General features: G+C 72.4%; 16 protein-coding genes. 7 read left to right on the top strand and 9 right to left on the bottom strand.

Annotated elements, in window-relative coordinates:
* Positions 1-367 precede the first annotated feature (367 nt).
* Positions 368-658, top strand: coding sequence for a CPCC family cysteine-rich protein (locus QF032_RS29565; protein ID WP_307058116.1), 291 nt, complete (start codon positions 368-370; stop codon positions 656-658).
* Positions 659-1,018: 360 nt separating this feature from the next.
* On the opposite strand, the gene QF032_RS29560 is transcribed toward QF032_RS29565, so the two are convergent.
* Positions 1,019-1,444 (bottom strand): DUF6299 family protein, encoded by a 426-nt coding sequence (locus QF032_RS29560; protein ID WP_307046679.1) that lies wholly within the window; start codon positions 1,442-1,444, stop codon positions 1,019-1,021.
* A 229-nt stretch (positions 1,445-1,673) separates the two neighbouring features.
* On the opposite strand from QF032_RS29560, the gene QF032_RS29555 reads away from it, so the two are divergent.
* Complete coding sequence (locus tag QF032_RS29555) at positions 1,674-1,868, top strand: DUF5999 family protein (protein ID WP_057575664.1); 195 nt, start codon at positions 1,674-1,676, stop codon at positions 1,866-1,868.
* A gap of 160 nt (positions 1,869-2,028) precedes the next feature.
* Here QF032_RS29555 and QF032_RS29550 read toward each other — a convergent pair whose 3' ends face one another.
* Both QF032_RS29550 and QF032_RS29545 read right to left on the bottom strand, forming a co-directional pair.
* Positions 2,029-2,430 carry a RidA family protein gene (locus QF032_RS29550; protein ID WP_307058114.1) on the bottom strand — a complete coding sequence of 134 codons (402 nt, stop codon included), beginning with the start codon at positions 2,428-2,430 and terminating at the stop codon, positions 2,029-2,031.
* On the bottom strand, positions 2,427-3,725 hold the full coding sequence (locus QF032_RS29545; protein ID WP_307060415.1) for an acyl-CoA dehydrogenase family protein: 1,299 nt from the start codon (positions 3,723-3,725) through the stop codon (positions 2,427-2,429). The genes QF032_RS29550 and QF032_RS29545 overlap by 4 nt, the downstream gene beginning before the upstream one ends.
* Before the next feature lie 423 nt (positions 3,726-4,148).
* Between QF032_RS29545 and QF032_RS29540 the strand changes: the two genes are divergently transcribed.
* Together QF032_RS29540 and QF032_RS29535 are read left to right on the top strand one after the other, a co-directional pair.
* Positions 4,149-5,753, top strand: a complete 1,605-nt coding sequence (locus QF032_RS29540) for an AMP-binding protein (protein WP_307058113.1) — start codon at positions 4,149-4,151, stop codon at positions 5,751-5,753.
* 15 nt (positions 5,754-5,768) lie between these two features.
* Entirely contained in the window at positions 5,769-6,581 is an 813-nt protein-coding gene (locus QF032_RS29535) for a PaaX family transcriptional regulator (protein WP_307058111.1), read from the top strand.
* A gap of 121 nt (positions 6,582-6,702) precedes the next feature.
* On the opposite strand, the gene QF032_RS29530 is transcribed toward QF032_RS29535, so the two are convergent.
* Together QF032_RS29530 and QF032_RS29525 are read right to left on the bottom strand one after the other, a co-directional pair.
* Positions 6,703-9,075 carry a bifunctional salicylyl-CoA 5-hydroxylase/oxidoreductase gene (locus tag QF032_RS29530; RefSeq protein WP_307058109.1) on the bottom strand — a complete coding sequence of 791 codons (2,373 nt, stop codon included), beginning with the start codon at positions 9,073-9,075 and terminating at the stop codon, positions 6,703-6,705.
* Positions 9,072-9,899, bottom strand: coding sequence for an enoyl-CoA hydratase family protein (locus QF032_RS29525; RefSeq protein WP_307046672.1), 828 nt, complete (start codon positions 9,897-9,899; stop codon positions 9,072-9,074). The genes QF032_RS29530 and QF032_RS29525 overlap by 4 nt, the downstream gene beginning before the upstream one ends.
* Before the next feature lie 327 nt (positions 9,900-10,226).
* Between QF032_RS29525 and QF032_RS29520 the strand changes: the two genes are divergently transcribed.
* Positions 10,227-10,688 carry an ATP-binding protein gene (locus tag QF032_RS29520; RefSeq protein WP_306955902.1) on the top strand — a complete coding sequence of 154 codons (462 nt, stop codon included), beginning with the start codon at positions 10,227-10,229 and terminating at the stop codon, positions 10,686-10,688.
* Positions 10,689-10,837: 149 nt separating this feature from the next.
* Here QF032_RS29520 and argF read toward each other — a convergent pair whose 3' ends face one another.
* Together argF and QF032_RS29510 are read right to left on the bottom strand one after the other, a co-directional pair.
* A complete protein-coding gene (gene argF / locus QF032_RS29515; RefSeq protein WP_307046670.1) occupies positions 10,838-11,863 on the bottom strand; it encodes an ornithine carbamoyltransferase in 1,026 nt (341 codons plus the stop codon).
* A gap of 59 nt (positions 11,864-11,922) precedes the next feature.
* Positions 11,923-13,146, bottom strand: coding sequence for an arginine deiminase (locus QF032_RS29510; protein WP_307058107.1), 1,224 nt, complete (start codon positions 13,144-13,146; stop codon positions 11,923-11,925).
* Between the two features lie 162 nt (positions 13,147-13,308).
* Between QF032_RS29510 and QF032_RS29505 the strand changes: the two genes are divergently transcribed.
* Together QF032_RS29505 and QF032_RS29500 are read left to right on the top strand one after the other, a co-directional pair.
* Positions 13,309-14,472, top strand: a complete 1,164-nt coding sequence (locus tag QF032_RS29505; protein ID WP_306948741.1) for an SPFH domain-containing protein — start codon at positions 13,309-13,311, stop codon at positions 14,470-14,472.
* On the top strand, positions 14,469-15,383 hold the full coding sequence (locus QF032_RS29500; RefSeq protein WP_306948743.1) for a hypothetical protein: 915 nt from the start codon (positions 14,469-14,471) through the stop codon (positions 15,381-15,383). The genes QF032_RS29505 and QF032_RS29500 overlap by 4 nt, the downstream gene beginning before the upstream one ends.
* A 156-nt stretch (positions 15,384-15,539) precedes the next feature.
* Here QF032_RS29500 and QF032_RS29495 read toward each other — a convergent pair whose 3' ends face one another.
* Together QF032_RS29495 and QF032_RS29490 are read right to left on the bottom strand one after the other, a co-directional pair.
* Complete coding sequence (locus QF032_RS29495; RefSeq protein WP_307058105.1) at positions 15,540-18,110, bottom strand: polynucleotide kinase-phosphatase; 2,571 nt, start codon at positions 18,108-18,110, stop codon at positions 15,540-15,542.
* Positions 18,107-19,612, bottom strand: coding sequence for a 3' terminal RNA ribose 2'-O-methyltransferase Hen1 (locus QF032_RS29490; RefSeq protein ID WP_307058103.1), 1,506 nt, complete (start codon positions 19,610-19,612; stop codon positions 18,107-18,109). The genes QF032_RS29495 and QF032_RS29490 overlap by 4 nt, the downstream gene beginning before the upstream one ends.
* Between the last annotated feature and the right edge of the window lie 116 nt (positions 19,613-19,728).

Below are 19,728 nucleotides of genomic sequence, written 5' to 3'. Positions count from 1 at the left end.
TCCGAAATATCCTTCGTGCAGGCCAGCGACCTACGACCGCACAACGCCGCACTTCACCGCGTCCGCCAGTCTCTTCCGGGACATCTGAGCACCGGATGCCGCCGCACTCCTTCCGACCCGCAGGGACGCGGGCGCGGAGGGGGTGCGACGGCGCCTCTGGGACTTCTCCGGGACTCCGCCCCGGGGCCGCGCTTCTGCCGGGCGCCCCGTCCACGGGAAGACCGCGAAGACGGCGGCGCTGCCGCGCGAACCCGCGCGGGAAAGGAGGCGTCCTGGAGGGATGTCGGCGCGCCCAAGCCATGTCCGCCGCAGTTCAGTGCCCGTGAACTCGCACGCGGTTGGCGGCACGGCAGGGCAGGATGCCCTGGTGCTCACTCCGTTCGTCAACGACCACGGGAAGGCCGAGGACGGCCCCCACCCCTGTCCCTGCTGCGGCTTCCTGACGCTCGATGAGCGCGGCTGCTTCGAGATCTGCCCCGTGTGCTTCTGGGAGGACGACGGCCAGGGCGACGACGATGCCGACCGGGTGCGAGGCGGCCCCAACGGCCGGCTCAGCCTCACGCAGGCCCGAAGCAACTTCCGTGCTCTGGCGGCGAGCGACGAGCGACGCGCCAAGTTCGTACGCGCTCCGCTGCCGAGCGAATACCCCACCGGCTGACATCACCAGGTGGATCACGTCGCCAGACAGCGATCGATACCAGCGACCCGGACGTAGGACAGCCGTTTCTTCGCGTACGTCCAGGTGCACGCCGACGCAGGAACGCCGGTCCAGGTCGAAGAGGAGCGGCCTGCGCCCGCGGGCTCGTCTCCACGTTCGGCGTCTCCTTGCTGTTGGCCCTGGCCCTGGCCTCGGCCTGGGGCAACTCCCCCAGTGGGGGCGCCAAGTCGGTCTGGTTCGAGCTGACCAGACCCTGACCACCGGCTTTCGGCGGTCCCGGTCCTCACCTGCACCGTGGGCCCGCACCATGAGCCTGCACCGTGGGCTGCACCGTGGACCGCCGCGCGGGAACTGCCGGGATCAGCTCTCGGTCAGCGTGACGTCCCTCTTCTGTGTCGCGTGGAAGCGGGGCAGGGGCAGGCCGCTGTCGGGGCGGAGTTCCATCAGGGTGGCCTCGACCCGTGCCGCACCGGGGGCGAGGTCGTTCGGGGTCGCCTTGCCGGTGTTCTTCCAGGTGTGCTCGGCGCCGTCGCACACGGCACGGGTGCCGCCGAGGCCGTGCGTGACGTGGGAGTCCTGGCCGACCGAGGAGCTGACGAAGACCGGGCCCGTGTTGGCGGCGCAGCGGTAGGTGCCGGAGAGCGTGACGGTGCCGTCGGCGGCGATACGGCCGACCGGGTCGACGGTGACGGACTCCGTCGGGTCGGCGACGGCGACGACCGCGGGAGCGGCCAGCAGAAGCAGGGCGGCACCGGCGGCCGCGGACAGGGCGGGGCGCAAGAACATGGCAGAACCTCCTGTTGTGGGGCCTCCACTGGTACCGGGCGCGCGCGTCCAGGACGGTGATCGTCACTCCTTCGGTGGCGAGTCCGCACCGGTCGTCGACGTACCGTCCGGGAGTTGTCCTGGTGCTGTCACGCTTTCGGGCGTGCCCTGGCGATGACTCCGGGCCGGGCGCATGGTCTACGCATGCGGGCCGACCGGACGGCCGACCCCGCCGACGTGGAGGTGCGCGATGTGTTCCCACCAGCTTCCCGGCGCTGCTGCCGACGCCCGTCCCGTGCACGTCGTCGCCGCCCACCCCGAGCAGGGCTGGAACCTGCTGTGCGACGGCACGATCGTCTTCGACGACTCGGGCGAACTGCTGCCCGACGGCCGTGTCGTGGCCCCGCACCGCGTGACGGTGCACCAGCTCGCCGTCGCGGCCTGACCCGCTCGGCCGCCGCCGTCGCCCTGTCTTCCGTCTCCCAGCACCGCGTAGCCGGGCGCCGGGCGCGGGGGGCACGCCACCAGGTGCCAGGCGCCGGTCCCCTGTTCCGTCGGTCGCGGTGGCGACGCGGGTCCGCGTCGCGAGGCGCGGGCGTGAGCGCTCAGCCGGCCAGCACCGCGAACCCGTCCAGTTCGACGAGTGCCTGCTCGTCCCAGAGCCGGACGATTCCGACGACCGCCATCGCCGGGTAGTCGCGGCCGGCCGACCGCCGCCAGATCGCGCCCAGTTCGGCGGCGTGCTCACGATAGGCGGCGACGTCCGTGACGTAGACGGTGACGCGCGCCAGGTCCGACGCCGTGCCGCCGGCCGCCGTCAGCGCGGCCAGCAGGTTCCTGAGCGCCCGCGCGAACTGCTCCGGCAACGACTCCCCCACGATGTTCCCGTCGGCGTCCAGCGCGGTCTGGCCGGCCAGGAAGACGATGCGAGCGCCGGTGGCGACGACGGCATGGGAGAAGCCGGTGGGCGGCGAGAGCCCGGGCGGGTTGACGCGCTCGACGGTCACCGGGCCTCCCGGTCGACTCGTTCGGCTCGTTCGGCTCGTTCGGCTCGTTCGGCCTGCGCGGTCTGCACGGCCTGCGCGCTCCGGTCGGCCTGCGCGCTCCGGTCCGGCGGAGCGGCGGGGACGTGCCGTCCCGCCGGCTCGGTGTGACCAACCCCTGCCCCGGGCTCCGCCCGCCCTGCGTGCTCCGCGTACAACTCCCTTGCGATGATGCCGCGTTGCACCTCGCTGGCTCCCTCGTAGATCCGTGGTGCGCGCACCTCCCGGTAGAGGTGCTCGAGCAGGTGGCCGCGGCGCAGGGCACACGCGCCATGCAGTTGGACGGCCGCGTCGACGACGTACTGCGCCGTCTCGGTGGCGAGCAGCTTGGCCATCGCGGCGCGGCGGGGGACGTCCGGGGCGGCGGCGTCGTACGCCGTCGCCGCCGCGTGGACCATCAGCCGGGCCGCCTCCGTGCGCAGCGCCATCTCGGCGACCTGGTGGGAAACCGTTTGCAGATCCCGCAGCTTGCCGCCGAACGCGTCGCGGGAGGCGGTGTGGGCGAGGGTGGCGTCGAGCGCGGCCTGCGCCATGCCGACGGCGAACGCGCCGACGCTCGGGCGGAACAGGTCGAGGGTGCCCATGGCGACGCGGAAACCTCGGTCGGGCTCGCCGAGCACGTCGTCCGCGGTGACCGGGACGGCGTCGAGGCGGAGGGCGCCGATGGGGTGCGGGGAGAGCATGTCGAGGGCGGACCCGGTGAGGCCGGGACGGTCGGCCGGGAGCAGGAAGGCGGTGACGCCCCGCGCGCCCGCCCCCGGGGTGGTGCGCGCGAAAACCGTGTAGAAATCGGCCTCGGGCGCGTTGGAGATCCAGCGTTTCTCGCCGGTGAGCCGCCAGCCGTCCGTTCCGTCGCGCTCGGCGGCCAGGGACAGCGCGGCCGCGTCCGAGCCGGCGCCGGGCTCGCTCAGCGCGAACGCGGCCACCGCACTGCCCTCGGCGACGTCGGGCAGCCAGCGGCGGCGCTGGGCGGGGGTGCCGTGCGCGTGGACCGGGTGGGCGCCCAGCCCTTGCAGGGCGAGCGCCGTCTCGGCCTCGGTGCAGGCGTACGCGAGGGATTCACGCATCAGGCAGAGGTCGACCGCGCCGGAGGTGAACAGCCGGGACAACAGCCCCAGGCGGCCGAGTTCGGCGACGAGCGGGCGGTTGACCCGGCCCGGTTCGCCCTTCTCCGCGAGTGGGCGCAGCCGGTCGGCGGCCAGTGCGCGCAGTTCGGCGCACCAAGCGGTCCGGGCCGGATCGATCGAGAACGCGGGCATCGCTGCGGGCATCGCCTTTCCCCTCTGCCGTGAATGATCCGCCCGGTCGCGGCACGGCCGTCGCGGCCGTCCGCTGCGGGTCCGTGCGGCCGGTCCTCCTGTGTGTCGGTCATGCTCCGCCGGCTTGCGCGTGCGGCCCGGTCCTCCCGCGACCGGGAGGCGTCGGGGTGTGGTCTGCCGGCCTGCAGGCTCGTCGTGCGGTGCTCGCGGACCGTCCGCAGGGCCGCACCGCGCGCCCTCGTCCCGGACCGTCCGCACGGTCACGCCGTCGGCGCCCTCTCCCCGACGGTATCGCGTACCGTTGACTGCCGTCACCAACGCGATACGCTCGTTGCGCGGTCCCATGACGATTCCCCTGACGATGACGACGCCCTCCCGGGCAGCCCAGCCGGACAGTCCATCCAGGCAAGGGGGCGAACACCCATGAACGTCTCGGCCCACGTCGACACCTTCGCGCGCGACCACCTCCCGCCGCCCGGCCACTGGCCCGAGCTGCGCTTCGAGCTGCCCGGGCTGAACTACCCCGACCGGGTGAACTGCGCCGCCGAGCTGCTCGACGGGGCCGCGCCGGAGCGGCCCGTGTTCCACACCGCGTCCGGGCCGTCGTGGACGTACGGCGAGTTGCGTGCCCGTGTCGACCGGATCGCGCATGTGCTCACCGACGGCCTGGGGGTCGTCCCCGGCAACCGGGTGCTGCTGCGCGGGCCCACCACGCCGTGGCTGGCGGCCTGCTGGCTGGCCGTGCTGAAAGCGGGTGCGATCGCGGTTACCGTCCTCGCCCAGCAGCGTCCGCACGAGCTGCGCACCATGTGCGAGATCGCGCGGGTCGGTCTCGCGCTGTGCGACATCCGGGCGGTCGACGACCTCGTCAAGGCGGAATCACCCGGTCTGCGGATCACGACGTACGGCGGCGACGGCCCCGACGATCTGTTGAACCGGCCGTCGTCGGCAGAGCCCTTCCGGGCTGTCGAAACCGCTTCCGACGACATCGCGCTGATCGCGTTCACCTCCGGCACCACCGGTCGCCCCAAGGGCTGTCTGCACTTCCACCGGGACGTCCTGGCGATAGCCGACACGTTCTCGGAACACGTCCTGAAACCGCTTGCGGACGATGTCTTCGCGGGCAGCCCGCCGCTCGGCTTCACCTTCGGGCTCGGCGGCCTCGTCGTCTTTCCGATGCGGGCCGGGGCGAGCGCGCTGCTGCTGGAACAGGCGGGTCCCCGGCAGCTGTTGCCGGCGATCGCCGCGCACCGCGTGTCCGTGCTGTTCACCGCGCCCACCGCCTATCGCACGATGCTCGACGATCTCGACGACCACGACGTGTCGTCCCTGCGGCGGTGCGTCTCCGCCGGCGAGAACCTGCCCGCGGCCACCTGGTGCGCCTGGCACGAGCGGACCGGTCTGCGGCTGATCAACGGCATCGGGGCCACGGAGCTGCTGCACATCTTCATCTCCGCCGCGGACGGGCGGATCCGGCCCGGCACCACCGGCGTTCCGGTGCCCGGCTGGCACGCGCGCGTGCAGGACGCGTCCGGCGCGCCCGTGCCGGACGGAGAGCCCGGGCTGCTCGCCGTGCGCGGCCCGGTGGGCTGCCGGTACCTGGCCGACCCACGGCAGCAGCAGTACGTGCGGGACGGCTGGAACGTCACCGGTGACACCTACGTCCGCGAGCCCGACGGCTATTTCCGGTACGTCGCCCGCGCGGACGACATGATCGTCTCGGCCGGGTACAACATCTCCGGGCCCGAGGTCGAGGAGGCGCTGCTGCGTCATCCCGACGTGCTCGAGGCGGCGGTCGTGGGACGGCCCGACGAGCGGCGCGGGCAGGCGGTGGTCGCGTTCACCGTCCTTCGGAAGGGCGCACGGCGCGACGCCGAGACGCTGCGCGCCTTCCTCAAGGAGGAACTCGCCCCCTACAAGTGCCCACGCGAGGTGGTCTTCCTGGAGGCGCTGCCGCGCACGGCGACCGGCAAGCTCCAGCGGTTCAGGCTGCGCGTAAGCGGTTGCACCGAAGGTGACCAGCCGTGATGCCGAAGACCTAAGATGATCAACGTGTCCGACCAGCCCGCACCTCGGTCTCTCATCGTCACGCTCTACGGCGCGTACGGCCGCTTCGTCCCAGGGCCCGTGCCCGTCGCCGAGCTGATCCGGCTCCTCGCCGCGGTCGGCGTCGACGCGCCGTCCGTGCGCTCCTCGGTCTCCCGGCTGAAACGCCGCGGACTGTTGTTGCCGGCGCGCACCGCGCAGGGCGCGGCCGGTTACGCACTGTCCGCAGAGGCACGCCAGTTGCTCGAAGACGGCGACCGGCGCGTCTACGCCACGGCGCCTCCCGCGGATGAGGGCTGGGTGCTGGCGGTGTTCTCGGTGCCCGAGTCGGAGCGGCAGAAGCGGCATGTGCTGCGGTCACGGCTGGCGGGGCTGGGGTTCGGCACGGCGACGCCAGGGGTCTGGATCGCCCCGGCACGCCTGCACGACGAGACCCGGCACACGCTCCGACGGCTGCACCTGGACTCGTACGTCGATCTGTTCCGGGGCGAGCATCTCGGCTTCGCGCCGACCGTCGAGGCCGTCGCCCGCTGGTGGGACCTGGCCGCCATCGCCAAGGAGCACGAGACCTTCCTCGACCGCCACGCGCGCGTGCTGCGGGACTGGCGGCAGCGGACGTACACTCCGCCCGAGGAGGCCTACCGCGACTACCTCCTCGCGCTGGACTCCTGGCGTCATCTGCCCTACGTCGACCCCGGCCTGCCCGCCCGGCTGCTGCCGCAGGACTGGCCGGGCACGCGGTCGGCGGCCGTCTTCCAGGGGCTGCACGAGCGGCTGCGCGACGCGGGAGCGGAGTTCGTCGGGGTGTGAGACCGGGCGCCGCTCTGTCCGGTCGGCATCGGTGGCCTGGCGGCGCTCGGACCTGGCGGGCCCCGGGTCCTGTCCGCCCCGGCCCGCACCGTCCAGCCATGCCTCGAAGGGGACGGCGGCCTCATCTTCCGAGGCCCAGGCGGGGTTTGGGTGCGTCGGCGCGGCCGGTGCGCGGGGGTCTGCTGCCGGCGCGGTACGGCGCGGGCCAGTCGGCGCCCGGGCCGGCGTAGCCCTGCTCGGCGGCCGCGTGCAGGGTCCAGTTCGGGTCGTAGAGGTGGGGCCGTGCGAGGGCGCAGAGGTCGGTACGGCCCGCCAGGATCAGTGAGTTGACGTCGTCCCAGGAGGAGATCGCACCGACCGCGATCACCGGGACGCCCGCCTCGTGGCGGATGCGGTCGGCGAACGGCGTCTGGTACGACCGTCCGTAGTCGGGCCGTTCGTCGGCCACCACCTGCCCCGTGGAGACGTCGACGGCGTCGGCGCCGTGCTCGGCGAACGCGCGGGCGATGCCGACGGCGTCGTCGGCCGACGTGCCGCCCTCGGCCCAGTCGGCGGCGGAGATACGGACCGTCATCGGTCGCTGCTCCGGCCACACCTCGCGGACCGCGTCGAAGACCTCGAGCGGGAAGCGCAGCCGTCCGGCGAGAGAGCCTCCGTAGGCGTCCGTGCGGCGGTTGGTGAGCGGGGAGAGGAAGCCGGACAGCAGGTAGCCGTGCGCACAGTGCAGTTCGAGGAGATCGAAGCCGGCTCGCGCTGCCCGACGAGCGGCTGCCGTGAACCGGTCGCGCACCTCTGCGAGTTGGTCGGGGCCGAGTTCGCGCGGCGTCTGACTGCCCGGCTTGTACGGCAGGGGGGACGCGGCCACGAGCGGCCAGTTGCCGTCCGGCAGCGGTTCGTCCATGCCCTCCCACATGAGTCTCGTCGAGCCCTTGCGGCCGGAGTGGCCGAGTTGCACGCCGATGGCGGCTCCCGGCGCGTGCTCGTGCACGAAGTCGGTGACGCGCCGCCAGCCGTCGGCCTGCCGGTCGGTGTAGAGGCCGGTGCAGCCGGGTGTGATGCGGCCCTTGGGTGACACGCACACCATCTCCGTCATCACCAGTCCGGCTCCGCCGAGGGCACGGGCGCCGAGGTGGACGAGGTGGAGGTCGCCGGGAAGACCGTCCACCGCCGAGTACATGTCCATGGGTGACACGACGACCCGGTTGCGCAGGGTCAGTCCGCGCAGCCGGAACGGCGTGAACATCGGGGGCGTCCCGGGCGGGCAGCCGAACTCCCGCTCCACGGCCGCGGTGAAGCGGGAGTCGCGCAGCCGCAGGTTGTCGTGGGTCACGCGGCGGCTGCGGGTGAGCAGGTTGAAGGCGAACCTGCGGGGCGGCTGGCCGAGGTAGAGACCGATGTTCTCGAACCATTCCAGGCTGGCGCGGGCGGCCCGCTGGGTGGAGGCGACGACGGGCCGGCGCTCCTCCTCGTAGGCGGCGGACGCCGTGCGGAGGTCGGGGTGTTCCTCCAGGCAGGCGGCGAGCGCCAGCGCGTCCTCGACGGCCAGCTTGGTGCCGGAGCCGATGGAGAAGTGGGCGGTGTGCGCCGCGTCGCCCAGGAGGACCACGTTGCCGTGCGACCAGCGTGCGTTGACGACGGTGCGGAAGGTGGTCCAGGCGGAGTTGTCGGACTTCAGGGCGCGGCCGCCGAGCGCGTCGGCGAAGACCTTGGCGCAGTGTGCGACGGACTCCTGCTCGTCGAGTTCGTCGAAACCGCTCGCTCGCCACACCTCCTCGCGCATCTCGACGATCACGGTCGAGGCGTCGGCCGCGTAGGGGTAGCCGTGCAGTTGCATCACGCCGTGCTCGGTCTCGGCGATCTCGAAGCGGAAGGCGTTGAAGGCGAAGCCGGCGGCGAGCCAGATGTAGCGGCAGCGGTGGCCGGTCACCCGGGGTCTGAACACGTCCGCGTACGTCTCCCGGGTGGCGCTGTGCACCCCGTCCGCGGCGATGACGAGGTCGTACTCCTGCGCCAGGCGGGCGGGGGCGGGCGCCTGCGTGCGCAAGCGCAGGTCCACGCCGAGGGAGCGGCAGCGCTCGTGCAGGATCTCCAGCAGCCTGCGGCGGCCGAGAGCGGCGAAGCCGTGTCCACCGGAGGTGTGGCGGATGCCGCGGTGGACGATGTCTATGTCGTCCCACCGGACGAAGTCCTCCCGCAGGGACCGGTACACGACCGGGTCTGCGTGCTCGATGCCGCCCAGGGTCTCGTCGGAGAGCACGACTCCGAAGCCGAAGGTGTCCTCGGGGGCGTTGCGTTCCCAGAGGGTGATCTCGCGGGCGGGGTCGAGGCGTTTGAGCAGGGCCGCGGCGTAGAGACCGCCGGGGCCGCCGCCGATGACCGCGATACGCCGGGGGCGGCCGTCCGGGGCGGGCGCCGTTTCGGAAACCGGTATCGCGGACGTTGCCGTCTCCGAAACCGGTGTCTTGGAAGACGTTGTTCTCGAAGGCGGTTTCATCGGCCTCGCCACTTCGGTGGGCGCTTCTGTGTGAACGCCTCGTGGAACTCGGCGTAGTCCTCGCCGTTCATCAGCAGGGCCTGGGTGGCGGCGTCGAGTTCCACGGAGGCCGCGAGCGGCATGTCCAGTTCGGCTGTCAGCAGCGCCTTCGTCTGGGCGTGGGCGAGGGCCGGGCCGTCGGCCAGGCGGCGGGCCAGGGCGTGGGCGGCCTCGTCGGCCTGCCCTTCCTCGGTCAGTTCGCTGATCAGGCCGATCCGCTCGGCCTCGGGGGCGCGGACGGGTTCGCCGAGCATGAGCAGCCGGGTGGCGTGGCCGAGTCCGACGATCCGGGGCAGCAGGTAGGCGGCGCCCATGTCGCCGCCGGAGAGGCCGACGCGGGTGAAGAGGAACGCGAAGCGGGCGCCGGGGTCGGCGACCCGGAAGTCGGCGGCCAGGGCGAGGACCGCGCCGGCGCCGGCCGCCGCCCCGTGCACGGCGGCGATCACCGGGAACGGGCACTCCCGCAGGGCCCGTACGACCTGGCCGGTCATCCGGTTGAAGTCGAGGAGCTGGGCGGTGTCCATGCCGAGGGTGGCGCCGATGATCTCGTCGACGTCGCCGCCGGAGCAGAAGCCGCGGCCTTCGCCGGCCAGCACCAGGGCGCGGACCGACCGCTCCCTGGACAGCTCGGCGAGCAGGTCGCGCAGGTCGGCGTAGGCGCCGAAGGTGAGGGCGTTGAGCTTTTCCGGGCGGGCGAGGGTGACGGTGGCGACGCCGTCGGTGTGCTCGACGTGCAGATGGCGCCAGTCGGGGGTGCGGGCGGCGGAGCCGGTGAAGGGACTCATGAGGGCGGCCTCCTCGACAGTCGGATTCGAAGTTATCACTCCTTTGTGACTGTCGTCATGAGTACGCGATATACGGCGGGGGCAGAATCGCCCTGTATCGCCGTGTCACCGCACGGCATCCGCCCGTCACACACGTCACCGGTCGTCGATAAGGCGGTAACAACCGGATCAGGTGCGCGAGGGAGACCGTTGACGCGGGTAAGCCGCCCGACAGCGGGGTCGGAACGTCCCGCGCGGTGCCCACCGAGCGCCTTTGCCGGAGGTCGCCGTACCATCTCCTGAAGTTGAAGGCAGGGCCGCCTGATGTCGATCACGGGAACCTGCGCCATGAACGGACTCGCCTTGCACGAACGCCCCTCCGACTCCGCCTCCTCCTGGCGAATCGCACTGCCGCACTCTGCCGCGGCCGTGCCGGTGGCCCGCGCTCTGGTCCGTACGGCGCTGGCCGAGCTGAAGCACGGGGCGGACAGCGACACGGCGGAGCTGCTCACCGCGGAGCTGGTGGCGAACGCCGTGGAGCACACCGCCGGGGACGCGCCGATAGAGCTGGTCGTGGAGCTGCATCCGAGCGGGTGCCAGGTCGAGGTGCACGACGCCGACCCGGCGCCGCCCGGGGACCTCACCCGTCCCTCCGGCGGGGAGCCCGACCCCTGGCAGGAGCACGGGCGGGGACTGCTGCTGATCCGCGCGCTCAGCTCGTCCTGCGGACACCGGCCCACCGAGCAGGGAAAGGCGGTGTGGTTCCGGCTGGCCTCGGTCCCGCCGCAGCGCGGTCCACGTCCGGCGTGAGCACCGCACCCCGCCCCGCCCTGCTCCCACTCACCCACAGACCACAGACCGGCGACCGGCGACCGGCGACCATCGGACCGGCGGAGTGCCCGCCGACGCGGCCCGCGACCTGAACGACGATGATCAGGCCGGCCGCGGCTCCGGACGGGTCAGCCTCGCGGGTTTCCGGCGAGGGTGGCGACCAGGACGGCCTTGATGGTGTGCAGACGGTTCTCCGCCTCGTCGAAGACGACGGAGTGCGCCGACTCGAAGACCTCGTCGGTCACCTCGAGGCTTTCGAGGCCGTGGCTCTCGTATATCCCCTGCCCGACCGCGGTGCCCAGGTCGTGGAAGGCCGGCAGGCAGTGCAGGAACCGGACGTCCGGGTTGCCGGTGGCGCGCAGGACGTCCATGGTGACGGCGTAGGGGCCGAGGGCGGCGATGCGCTCGCCCCAGACCTCCTTGGGCTCACCCATGGAGACCCACACGTCGGTGGCGACGAAGTCGGCGCCGCGCACGCCCTCGGCGACGTCCTCGGTGAGCAGGACGGCGGCCCCGCTGTCCGCGGCGAGCTCGCGGGCCTTCGCGACGATCTCGTCGGCGGGCCAGTACTCCTTCGGCGCGACGATGCGGACGTCCATGCCGAGCAGGGCGCCGGTGATCAGGTAGGAGTTGCCCATGTTGAAGCGCGCGTCGCCCAGGTAGGCGAAGACGATCCCGCCGTCCAGGCCCTTCGCGCAGGTCTCGGTCATCGTCAGCACGTCGGCGAGCATCTGGGTGGGGTGCCAGTCGTCGGTGAGACCGTTGAAGACCGGCACGCCCGCGTGGGCGGCGAGCTCCTCGACCTTGTCCTGGCTGTCGCCGCGGTACTCGATGCCGTCGTACATCCGGCCCAGCACGCGCGCGGTGTCCTTCACGGACTCCTTGTGGCCGATCTGCGAGCCGGCGGGGTCCAGGTAGGTGGTCGAGGCGCCCTGGTCGGCGGCGGCGACCTCGAACGCGCAGCGGGTGCGCGTCGAGGTCTTCTCGAAGATGAGGGCGATGTTCCTGCCGCGCAGGTGCTGTACCTCGGTCCCGGCCTTCTTGGCGGCCTTCAGCTCGGCGGCCAGCTCGATCAGGCCGCGGAACTCCTCCCCCGTGAAGTCCAGCTCCTTGAGGAAGTGGCGGCCGACGAGGGCGGTCGGGACAGTCGCCATGGGGGCGCTCCAGAGGTACGAGAACAGGACACTGGAACTCTATACGATGATTAGCATTTCTATACAGAGCCACGTTCGACCGGGCAGCTCATGCAGCGCGGGCCCCCTCTCCCCCGGCCGAGTTCGCTGCCGGGGATCTCTATCACTTCGATGCCCTGTTTGCGCAGGTGGGTGTTGGTGGTGACGTTGCGCTCGTAGGCGATGACGACGCCCGGTTCCACGGCGAGCACGTTGCAGCCGTCGTCCCACTGCTCGCGTTCGGCCGCATGGACGTCCTGGGTGGCGGTGAGGACGCGGATCTCGCTGAGGCCGAGGGCGGCGGCGATGGCGCGGTGCATGTGCTCCGGCGGATGGTCGGTGACCTTCAGCTCCTTCTCGCCGACGCCCGGTTCGATGGTGTACGAGCGGAGCATGCCGAGGCCCGCGTACTGGGTGAAGGTGTCGCCGTCGACCATCGTCATCACGGTGTCGAGATGCATGAAGGCCCGCCGCTTGGGCATGTCGAGCGCCACGATCGTCTCCGCCGAGCCGGCGGCGAACAGCTTGTGGGCGAGCATCTCGACGGCCTGCGGGGTGGTGCGCTCGCTCATGCCGATCATCACGGCGCCGTTGCCGATGACGAGGACGTCTCCGCCCTCGATGGTGGACGGGTAGTCGGCCTGCCCCTCGGACCAGACGCGGAACGTCTCGCCGCGGAAGAGGGGATGGTGCCGGTAGATGGCCTCGAAGTGGACGGTCTCGCGCTGCCGGGCCGGCCAGCGCATGGCGTTGATGGCGACGCCGTCGTAGATCCAGGCCGAGGTGTCGCGGGTGAAGAGGTGGTTGGGGAGCGGGTCGAGGAGGAAGTCGTCGAGCTCCATGACGTGGAAGCGCACGGAGGTCGGTTCCGGGTGCGCTTCCAGGAACTCCCGCTTGGTCATGCCGCCGACGAGGGCCTCCGCCAGCTGCGGGGCGGGCAGGTCCTCGAAGGCGGCGCGGAGGTGGTCGGTGGCGAGCACCCCGTACTCCTTCTCGTCGAAGACGCGGTCCAGGACGAGCGCCCGGGCCGCCGGGATCGCCAGGGCCTCGGTGAGCAGGTCGCCGAAGAGGTGGACGGCGACGCCGCGGTCGCGCAGGACGTCGGCGAACCCGTCGTGCTCGGCGCGCGCCCGGCGCACCCAGAGCACGTCGTCGAAGAGAAGTGCGTCCTTGTTGCTGGGCGTGAGCCTTTTGAGCTCGAGATCCGGCCGGTGCAGGATGACGCGGCGCAGGCGCCCGGCCTCGGAGTCGACATGGAATCCCATGTCTCCATCCTGACCACCGGGGACCGCCTTCACCCGCTACTGGACTGTTTCCGCTCGGGCTTGTTCCGCTCCCGGTTCTCGTCCTCTTGACGACAAGGGGAGGGCGGGCTATCGTTTTCTTATCGTCGCTTTGACGAGAATCGAGACCGAGGGGGGTCACTCATGGCCGACATCACCCGGCGCCTGGGCTGGCGCCATCTGCGCGGCGCGCCGACCGCGCACATCCGCCACCACCGCTCCGGCAAGCTGGCGCACGACGGGCCGGGGCTCAGCTTCTGGTACCGCGCGCTGAGCGCCGCGCTCTCCGAAGTGCCGGTCGACGACCGCGAGTTGGCCATGACGTTCCACGCCCGCACCGTCGACTTCCAGGACGTGGCGGTGCAGGCGACGGTGACGTACCGGATCAGCGACCCGGCGGTGGCCGCCGCCCGGCTGGACTTCTCCGTCGACCCGGACACCGGGGCGTGGCGTGGCGCGCCGCTCGAGCAGCTCGGCACCCTGCTGACCGAGACGGCGCAGCAGCACGCGCTGGACGTCCTCGCCCGCACCTCCTTGTCGTCGGCGCTGGTGGACGGTGTGACGGCCGTGCGGGAGCGGGTCGCGGCGGGGCTGGCGGCGGAGCCGCGGCTGCCGGCCACGGGCATCGAGATCGTGGCCGTCCGGGTGGTGGCGTTGCGCCCGGAGCCCGAGGTGGAGCGGGCGCTGCGGACGCCGGCGCGCGAGCTGATCCAGCAGGAGGCCGACCGGGCGACGTACGAGCGGCGGGCGGTGGCCGTCGAACGCGAGCGGACGATCGCGGAGAACGAGCTGGCCAGCAAGATCGAGCTGGCCCGCCGTGAGGAACAGCTGGTCGAGCAGCGCGGCACGAACACCCGTCGTGAGGCGGAGGAGAGCGCCGCCGCGGACAAGGTGCGGGCCGAGGCGGAGGCGACGCGGACCGTGCGGCTCGCGGAGGCGGAGGCCGCCCGGTCGGTGAAACTCGCGGAGGCGGAGGCGGCGAAGCAGGTGCGGCTGGCGGACGCCGAGGCGCTGCGCACCGAGCGGTTGGCGCAGGCGGAGGCGGTGCGTCTGGTCCGGCTCTCCGAGGCGGAGGCGGCCCGCTCGGTCCAGCTCGCCCGCGCCGAGGCGGAGGCGGCGCGCGAGGTCGGCGAGGCGCGGGCCCAGGCGCAGGCCGCCTGGCTGCGGGTGCACGGGGACGTCGACGTGGCGACGCTGCACGCCCTCACCGGGACCCGGCTCGCGGAGAACCTGCCGCACATCGACAGCGTGACGATCTCGCCGGATGTGCTGACGGGGCTGCTGGCCAAGCTGGGAGCGACGGAGTGAGTCTCGCCCCGCGGGCCGTGCTGGTCCATCGCACCACGGAGTACGAGGAGTTGACGGCCCGGCACGGCACGCACGGCCAGGCCGCCTTCTTCCTCTCCTCGCGGGGCCGGGACATCGAGGAGGTCGCCGAACGCCACCGCCGCACCCGGCGGGCGCTGGCGGAGGTGACCGCCGCCATTCCGCTGACCTGGCGTCAGACACGGGTGGAGAGAGCCGACTTGGACCGGTTCCTGTTCGCGCCCGAGGACGTGGTGGTCGTGGTCGGCCAGGACGGTCTGGTGGCGAACGTCGCCAAGTACCTGACCGGGCAGCCGGTGGTGGGCATCGACACCGACCCCGGTCGCAACCCGGGCGTCCTGGTCCGTCACCGGCCGCGGGACGCCGCGTCGCTCCTGCCCTGCGTCCTCACGGCCGGCGTCGGTACGGACGAGCTGACCATGGTGGAGGCGGTCGCGGACGACACCCAGCGGCTGCTGGCCCTCAACGAGATCTATCTGGGCGCCGCCGGTCATCAGACCGCCCGCTACCGCCTGGGCCTCGACGACGACGGGGGTGCCGTCGAGGCCCAGGCCTCCTCCGGGGTGCTGGTGGGCACCGGCACGGGGGCGACCGGCTGGCTCCGGTCGGTGTGGCAGGAGCGGGGCGGGGCCGGGAGCGACGGTCGCCCGCGGCTGCCGGGGCCGACGGAGGACCGGCTGGTGTGGTTCGTCCGGGAGGCCTGGCCGTCCCCGGCGACCGGAACGTCCCTGGTCGCGGGGGAACTCGCGGCCGGCGGCCGGCTGACGCTGACGGTCGAGTCGGAGCGCCTCATCGCCTTCGGCGACGGCATCGAGAGCGACGCGCTGGAACTGACGTGGGGGCAACGAGTGCGGGTGGGGGTGTGCGGGGAGCGGCTGCGGCTGGCGGGGTGAACGGCGCCGGCGTTTCAGGGGACCCGCCCGAGCGGCTCGCACGGGCGGAGTGATGCGCGCGGCCCGTCCGACGCCGCCATCGCGCTGCGCGCGAGACGTCGCCGGACGGGCCGGACGGGCCGGACGGGCCGGACGGGAGTGTCGTCGGCTACGGCTTCACAGCCGGGGGTCGACCGGTTCCGATTCCAGGGCGAGGACCGCGAAGACCGCCTCGTGGACGCGCCAGAGCGGCTCGCCCTCCGCCAGCCGGGACAGGGACTCCAGGCCGAGGGCGTACTCACGGATCGCCAGCGACCTCTTGTGGTTGAGGAAGCGGCCGCGCAGCCGGGCGAGGTTGTCCGGGCGGGTGTACTCCGGGCCGTAGATGATCCGGAGGTACTCGCGGCCCCGGCACTTGATGCCGGGCTGGACCAGGCGGCCCTCCTCGTCCCGGCACAGCGCGCCCAGCGGCTTGACGACCATGCCCTCGCCGCCGCGTCCCGTCATCTCCAGCCACCAGTCGACGCCGGCCCGCACCGACTCGGGGTCGGCCGTGTCGACGTACAGGCGGCGGGTGGTCCGGAGCAGGCCGGTGGTGTCGTGCTCCACCAGCCGGTCGAGGAGCGACAGCTGTTCGTCGTGCGGCAGGGCGGCGAGGCTGCGGCCCTGGACGGCGAGGATCTGGAACGGGGCGAGGCGCACGCCGTCCAGACCGTCCGTCGTCCAGCAGTAGCGGCGGTAGGCCTCGGTGAACGCCGCCGCGTCCGAGGCGCGTTCACGCTGGCGGGCGAGGAGGTCCGTGACGTCGACGCCCCTGGCCGCAGCGCCGTCCAGGGCGGCGAGCGCACCCGGGAAGACCGCGCCGGACGCGGCGCCCACGGCCGCGTACTGCGAGCGCAGCAGGCCCGACGCCTTCAGCGACCACGGCATCAGTTCGGCGTCCAGCAGCAGCCAGTCGGTGTCCAGCTCCGTCCACAGGCCGGCCTCGTCCGCCGCCGCGCGTATCCGGCCGAGGATCTCCTCGGTGACCTTCGCGTCGTCGAAGAAGGGGCGGCCGGTGCGGGTGTAGAGGGACCCGGTCGGGCCGTCGTCGCCGCCGACGGTTCCGAAACGCTTGCGGGCCGTTTCCGCGTCCCGGCAGACCAGGGCCACCGCGCGCGAGCCCATGTGCTTCTCCTCGCACACGACCCGCGCGACGCCGTCGCGTGCGTACTGCGCGAACGCCTCCGCCGGGTGCTCGAGGTAGCCGTCCACCCGGCTGGTGGCGGTGGGGGCCATGGTCGGCGGGAGGTAGGGCAGCAGGCGCGGGTCGACGGCGAACCGGCTCATGACCTCGAGGGCCGCCGCGGCGTTCTCCTCCCGGATCGAGATACGGCGCTGGCCGTCGTAACGGGTTTCGACGATGCGTCGGCCGTTGACGTCGGCCAGGTCCAGGGGACGGCCGTCGTGGCCGCCCGGAGCCTCGGACCTCAGCGGCTTCACCGGCTCGTACCAGACCTGCTCCGCCGGGACGTCGACGAGCTCGCGCTCCGGCCAGCGCAGCGCGGTCAGCTTGCCGCCGAAGACGGCGCCGGTGTCCAGGCAGATGGTGTTGTTCAGCCAGGTGGCCTCGGGCACGGGTGTGTGGCCGTACACCACGGCCGCGCGGCCCCGGTAGTCCTCCGCCCACGGGTAGCGCACCGGCAGGCCGAACTCGTCGGTCTCGCCGGTCGTTTCGCCGTAGAGCGCGTGCGAGCGGACGCGGCCGGAGGTACGGCCGTGGTACTTCTCCGGCAGACCCGCGTGGCAGACCACCAGCCGGCCGCCGTCGAGGACGTAGTGGCTGACCAGTTTGTCGATGAACTCCCGTACCTCGGCCCGGAACTCGTCGCTCTCGCCCTCCATCTGCTCGATGGTCTCGGCGAGTCCGTGGGTGTGCTGGACGTTGCGGCCCTTGAGGAACCGGCCGTACTTGTTCTCGTGGTTGCCGGGGACGCACAGGGCGTTGCCCGACTTGACCATCGACATCACGCGGCGCAGCACGGCCGGGCTGTCCGGGCCCCGGTCGACGAGGTCGCCGACGAACACGGCCTGCCGGCCCTCCGGGTGGACGCCGTCGGCGTACCCCAGCTTGCCGAGCAGCGACTCCAGTTCAAAGGCGCAGCCGTGGATGTCGCCGATGATGTCGAAGGGCCCGGTGAGGTGGGTCAGATCGTTGAAGCGCTTCTCGGTGACGATGGCGGCGTTCTCGACGTCCTCGACGCCCCGCAGGATGTGCACCTTGCGGAAGCCCTCGCGCTCCAGGCCCCGCAGGGAGCGCCGGAGTTCACGGATGTGGCGCTGGATGACGCGGCGCGGCATGTCGGCGCGGTCGGTGCGCACGGCGTTGCGTTCGGCGCACACCTCTTCCGGCACGTCCAGCACGACGGCGATGGGCAGCACGTCGTACTGCCGTGCCAGGTCGACGAGTTGGCGTCGGGACTCGGGTTGCACGCTGGTCGCGTCGACGACCGTGCGGCGACCGGCGGCGAGCCGTTTGCCGGCGATGTAGTGCAGGACGTCGAAGGCGTCCCGGGTGGCGCTCTGGTCGTTCTCGTCGTCGGAGACGAGGCCTCGGCAGAAGTCCGAGGAGATGATCTCGGTGGGCTTGAAGTGGCGGCGGGCGAAGGTGGACTTGCCGGACCCGGACGCGCCGACGAGCACGACGAGGGAGAGGTCGGTGACGGGCAGCACCCGGCCCTGCTTCGGGGGAACCTCGGTGTCGGTCATGCTGCCTTCGCCTCCTTCTTCTCGGTGCGGACCCCGGCGGTGGCGCCGGCGGTTTCGGTTGCGGTGGCCATCTCGAAAACGGCCATCTGCGTGGGCGGGCCGACCTCCGGGTCGTCCGGTCCGACGGGGGTGAACCGGACGTCGTACCCGTGGCGCTCGGCGACCTGGGACGCCCAGCCGCAAAACTCCTCGCGGGTCCACTCGAAGCGGTGGTCGCCGTGCCGGACGTGACCGGCCGGCAGGCTTTCCCAGCGCACGTTGTACTCGACGTTCGGGGTGGTCACGAGGACCGTGCGCGGGCGGGCCGAGCCGAACACCGCGTACTCCAGGGCGGGCAGCCGGGGCAGGTCGAGGTGTTCGATCACCTCGCTGAGGACGGCGGCGTCGTAGCCCTTGAGGCGGGTGTCGGTGTACGCGAGGGAGCCCTGCAGGAGCCGCACGCGCGAGGCCTGCCGCTCTCCCATGCGGTCGAGTTTCAGCCGGCGGGAGGCGATGGTGAGCGCGCGCATCGACACGTCGACGCCGACGATCTCGGTGAACCGAGGGTCCTTGAGCAGTGCCTGCACCAGCTGGCCCTGGCCGCAGCCGAGGTCGAGGACCCGGGCGGCGCCCGCCTCGGTGAGCGCGGCGACGATCGCGTCGCGGCGCTGCACGGCCAGCGGGGTAGGCCTGTCCTCCGTCTCGGCCTCCGCGCCGACCGCGTTGTCGATCTCCTCGACCTCGCTGTCGTCGGCCTCGGCGAGCCGGACCAGTTCCAGCCGCTCCATCGCCTGCCGGGTCAGCGACCAGCGGCGGGACAGGTAGCGGCTGGTGATCAGCTTCTGCTCGGGGTGGTCGGGCAGCCAGCCCTCGCCGGCGCGCAGCAGTTTGTCGACCTCGTCGGAGGACACCCAGTAGTGCTTGGCGTCGTCGAGGACGGGCAGCAGGACGTACAGGTGGCGCAGGGCCTCGGCGAGGGTCAGCGTCTCCGACTCCAGGAGCAGGCTCACGTACCGGGAGTCGCCCCACTGCGGGAACTCCGTGTCGAGGGCGACCGGTTCCGCGCTCACCGTCCAGCCGAGCGGCTCGAACAGGGTGCGGACCAGGCCGGGGCCGCCGCGGGCCGGCAGCGCGGGCACCTCGACACGCAACTGCCGTTTCTGGGCGGGCAGTTCAGGCTTCGCTGTGCAGACGCCGCGCATCGCGCTGGAGAACACTCCGCTGAGGGCGACCGCGAGCAGCGAGGAGGCCGCGTAGGGGCGGTCGTTGACGTACTGGGCGAGGGCCGCGTCGGGGGCGCCGCCGCGGCCCTTGCCCTTGCCGCGCCGGACCAGCGCCACGGCGTCGACCTCCAGCAGCAGCGCCGCGGTGCAGCGCTCGGCATCGGCCTGTGGATAGAAGACATGGGCCGTGCCGTAGGAGGTCGAGAACGCCTGCGCTTTCCCGGGGTGCTTGTGCAGCAGGAAGCCCAGGTCGGTGGCGGGGCGTTCGGGGATGCCGGTGGTGCTGATCGTCAGGAACACGGTGGGCGCCTCGGAAGAGTGCGGACGGGGTGCGAAGGGGGTGCGGAAGCGTGTGTCGCGTGCTCCAACCTATCGACATCCCTTTGTGGGCACGCAGGAATTTCGTTACGGCCCGA

The organism is Streptomyces achromogenes, assembly GCF_030816715.1.
In the GTDB taxonomy this organism is placed as follows: Bacteria; Actinomycetota; Actinomycetes; order Streptomycetales; family Streptomycetaceae; genus Streptomyces; species Streptomyces achromogenes_A.
The sequence above is the reverse complement of the archived record's forward strand: the minus strand, read 5'-3'. Positions and strand labels throughout refer to the sequence as shown.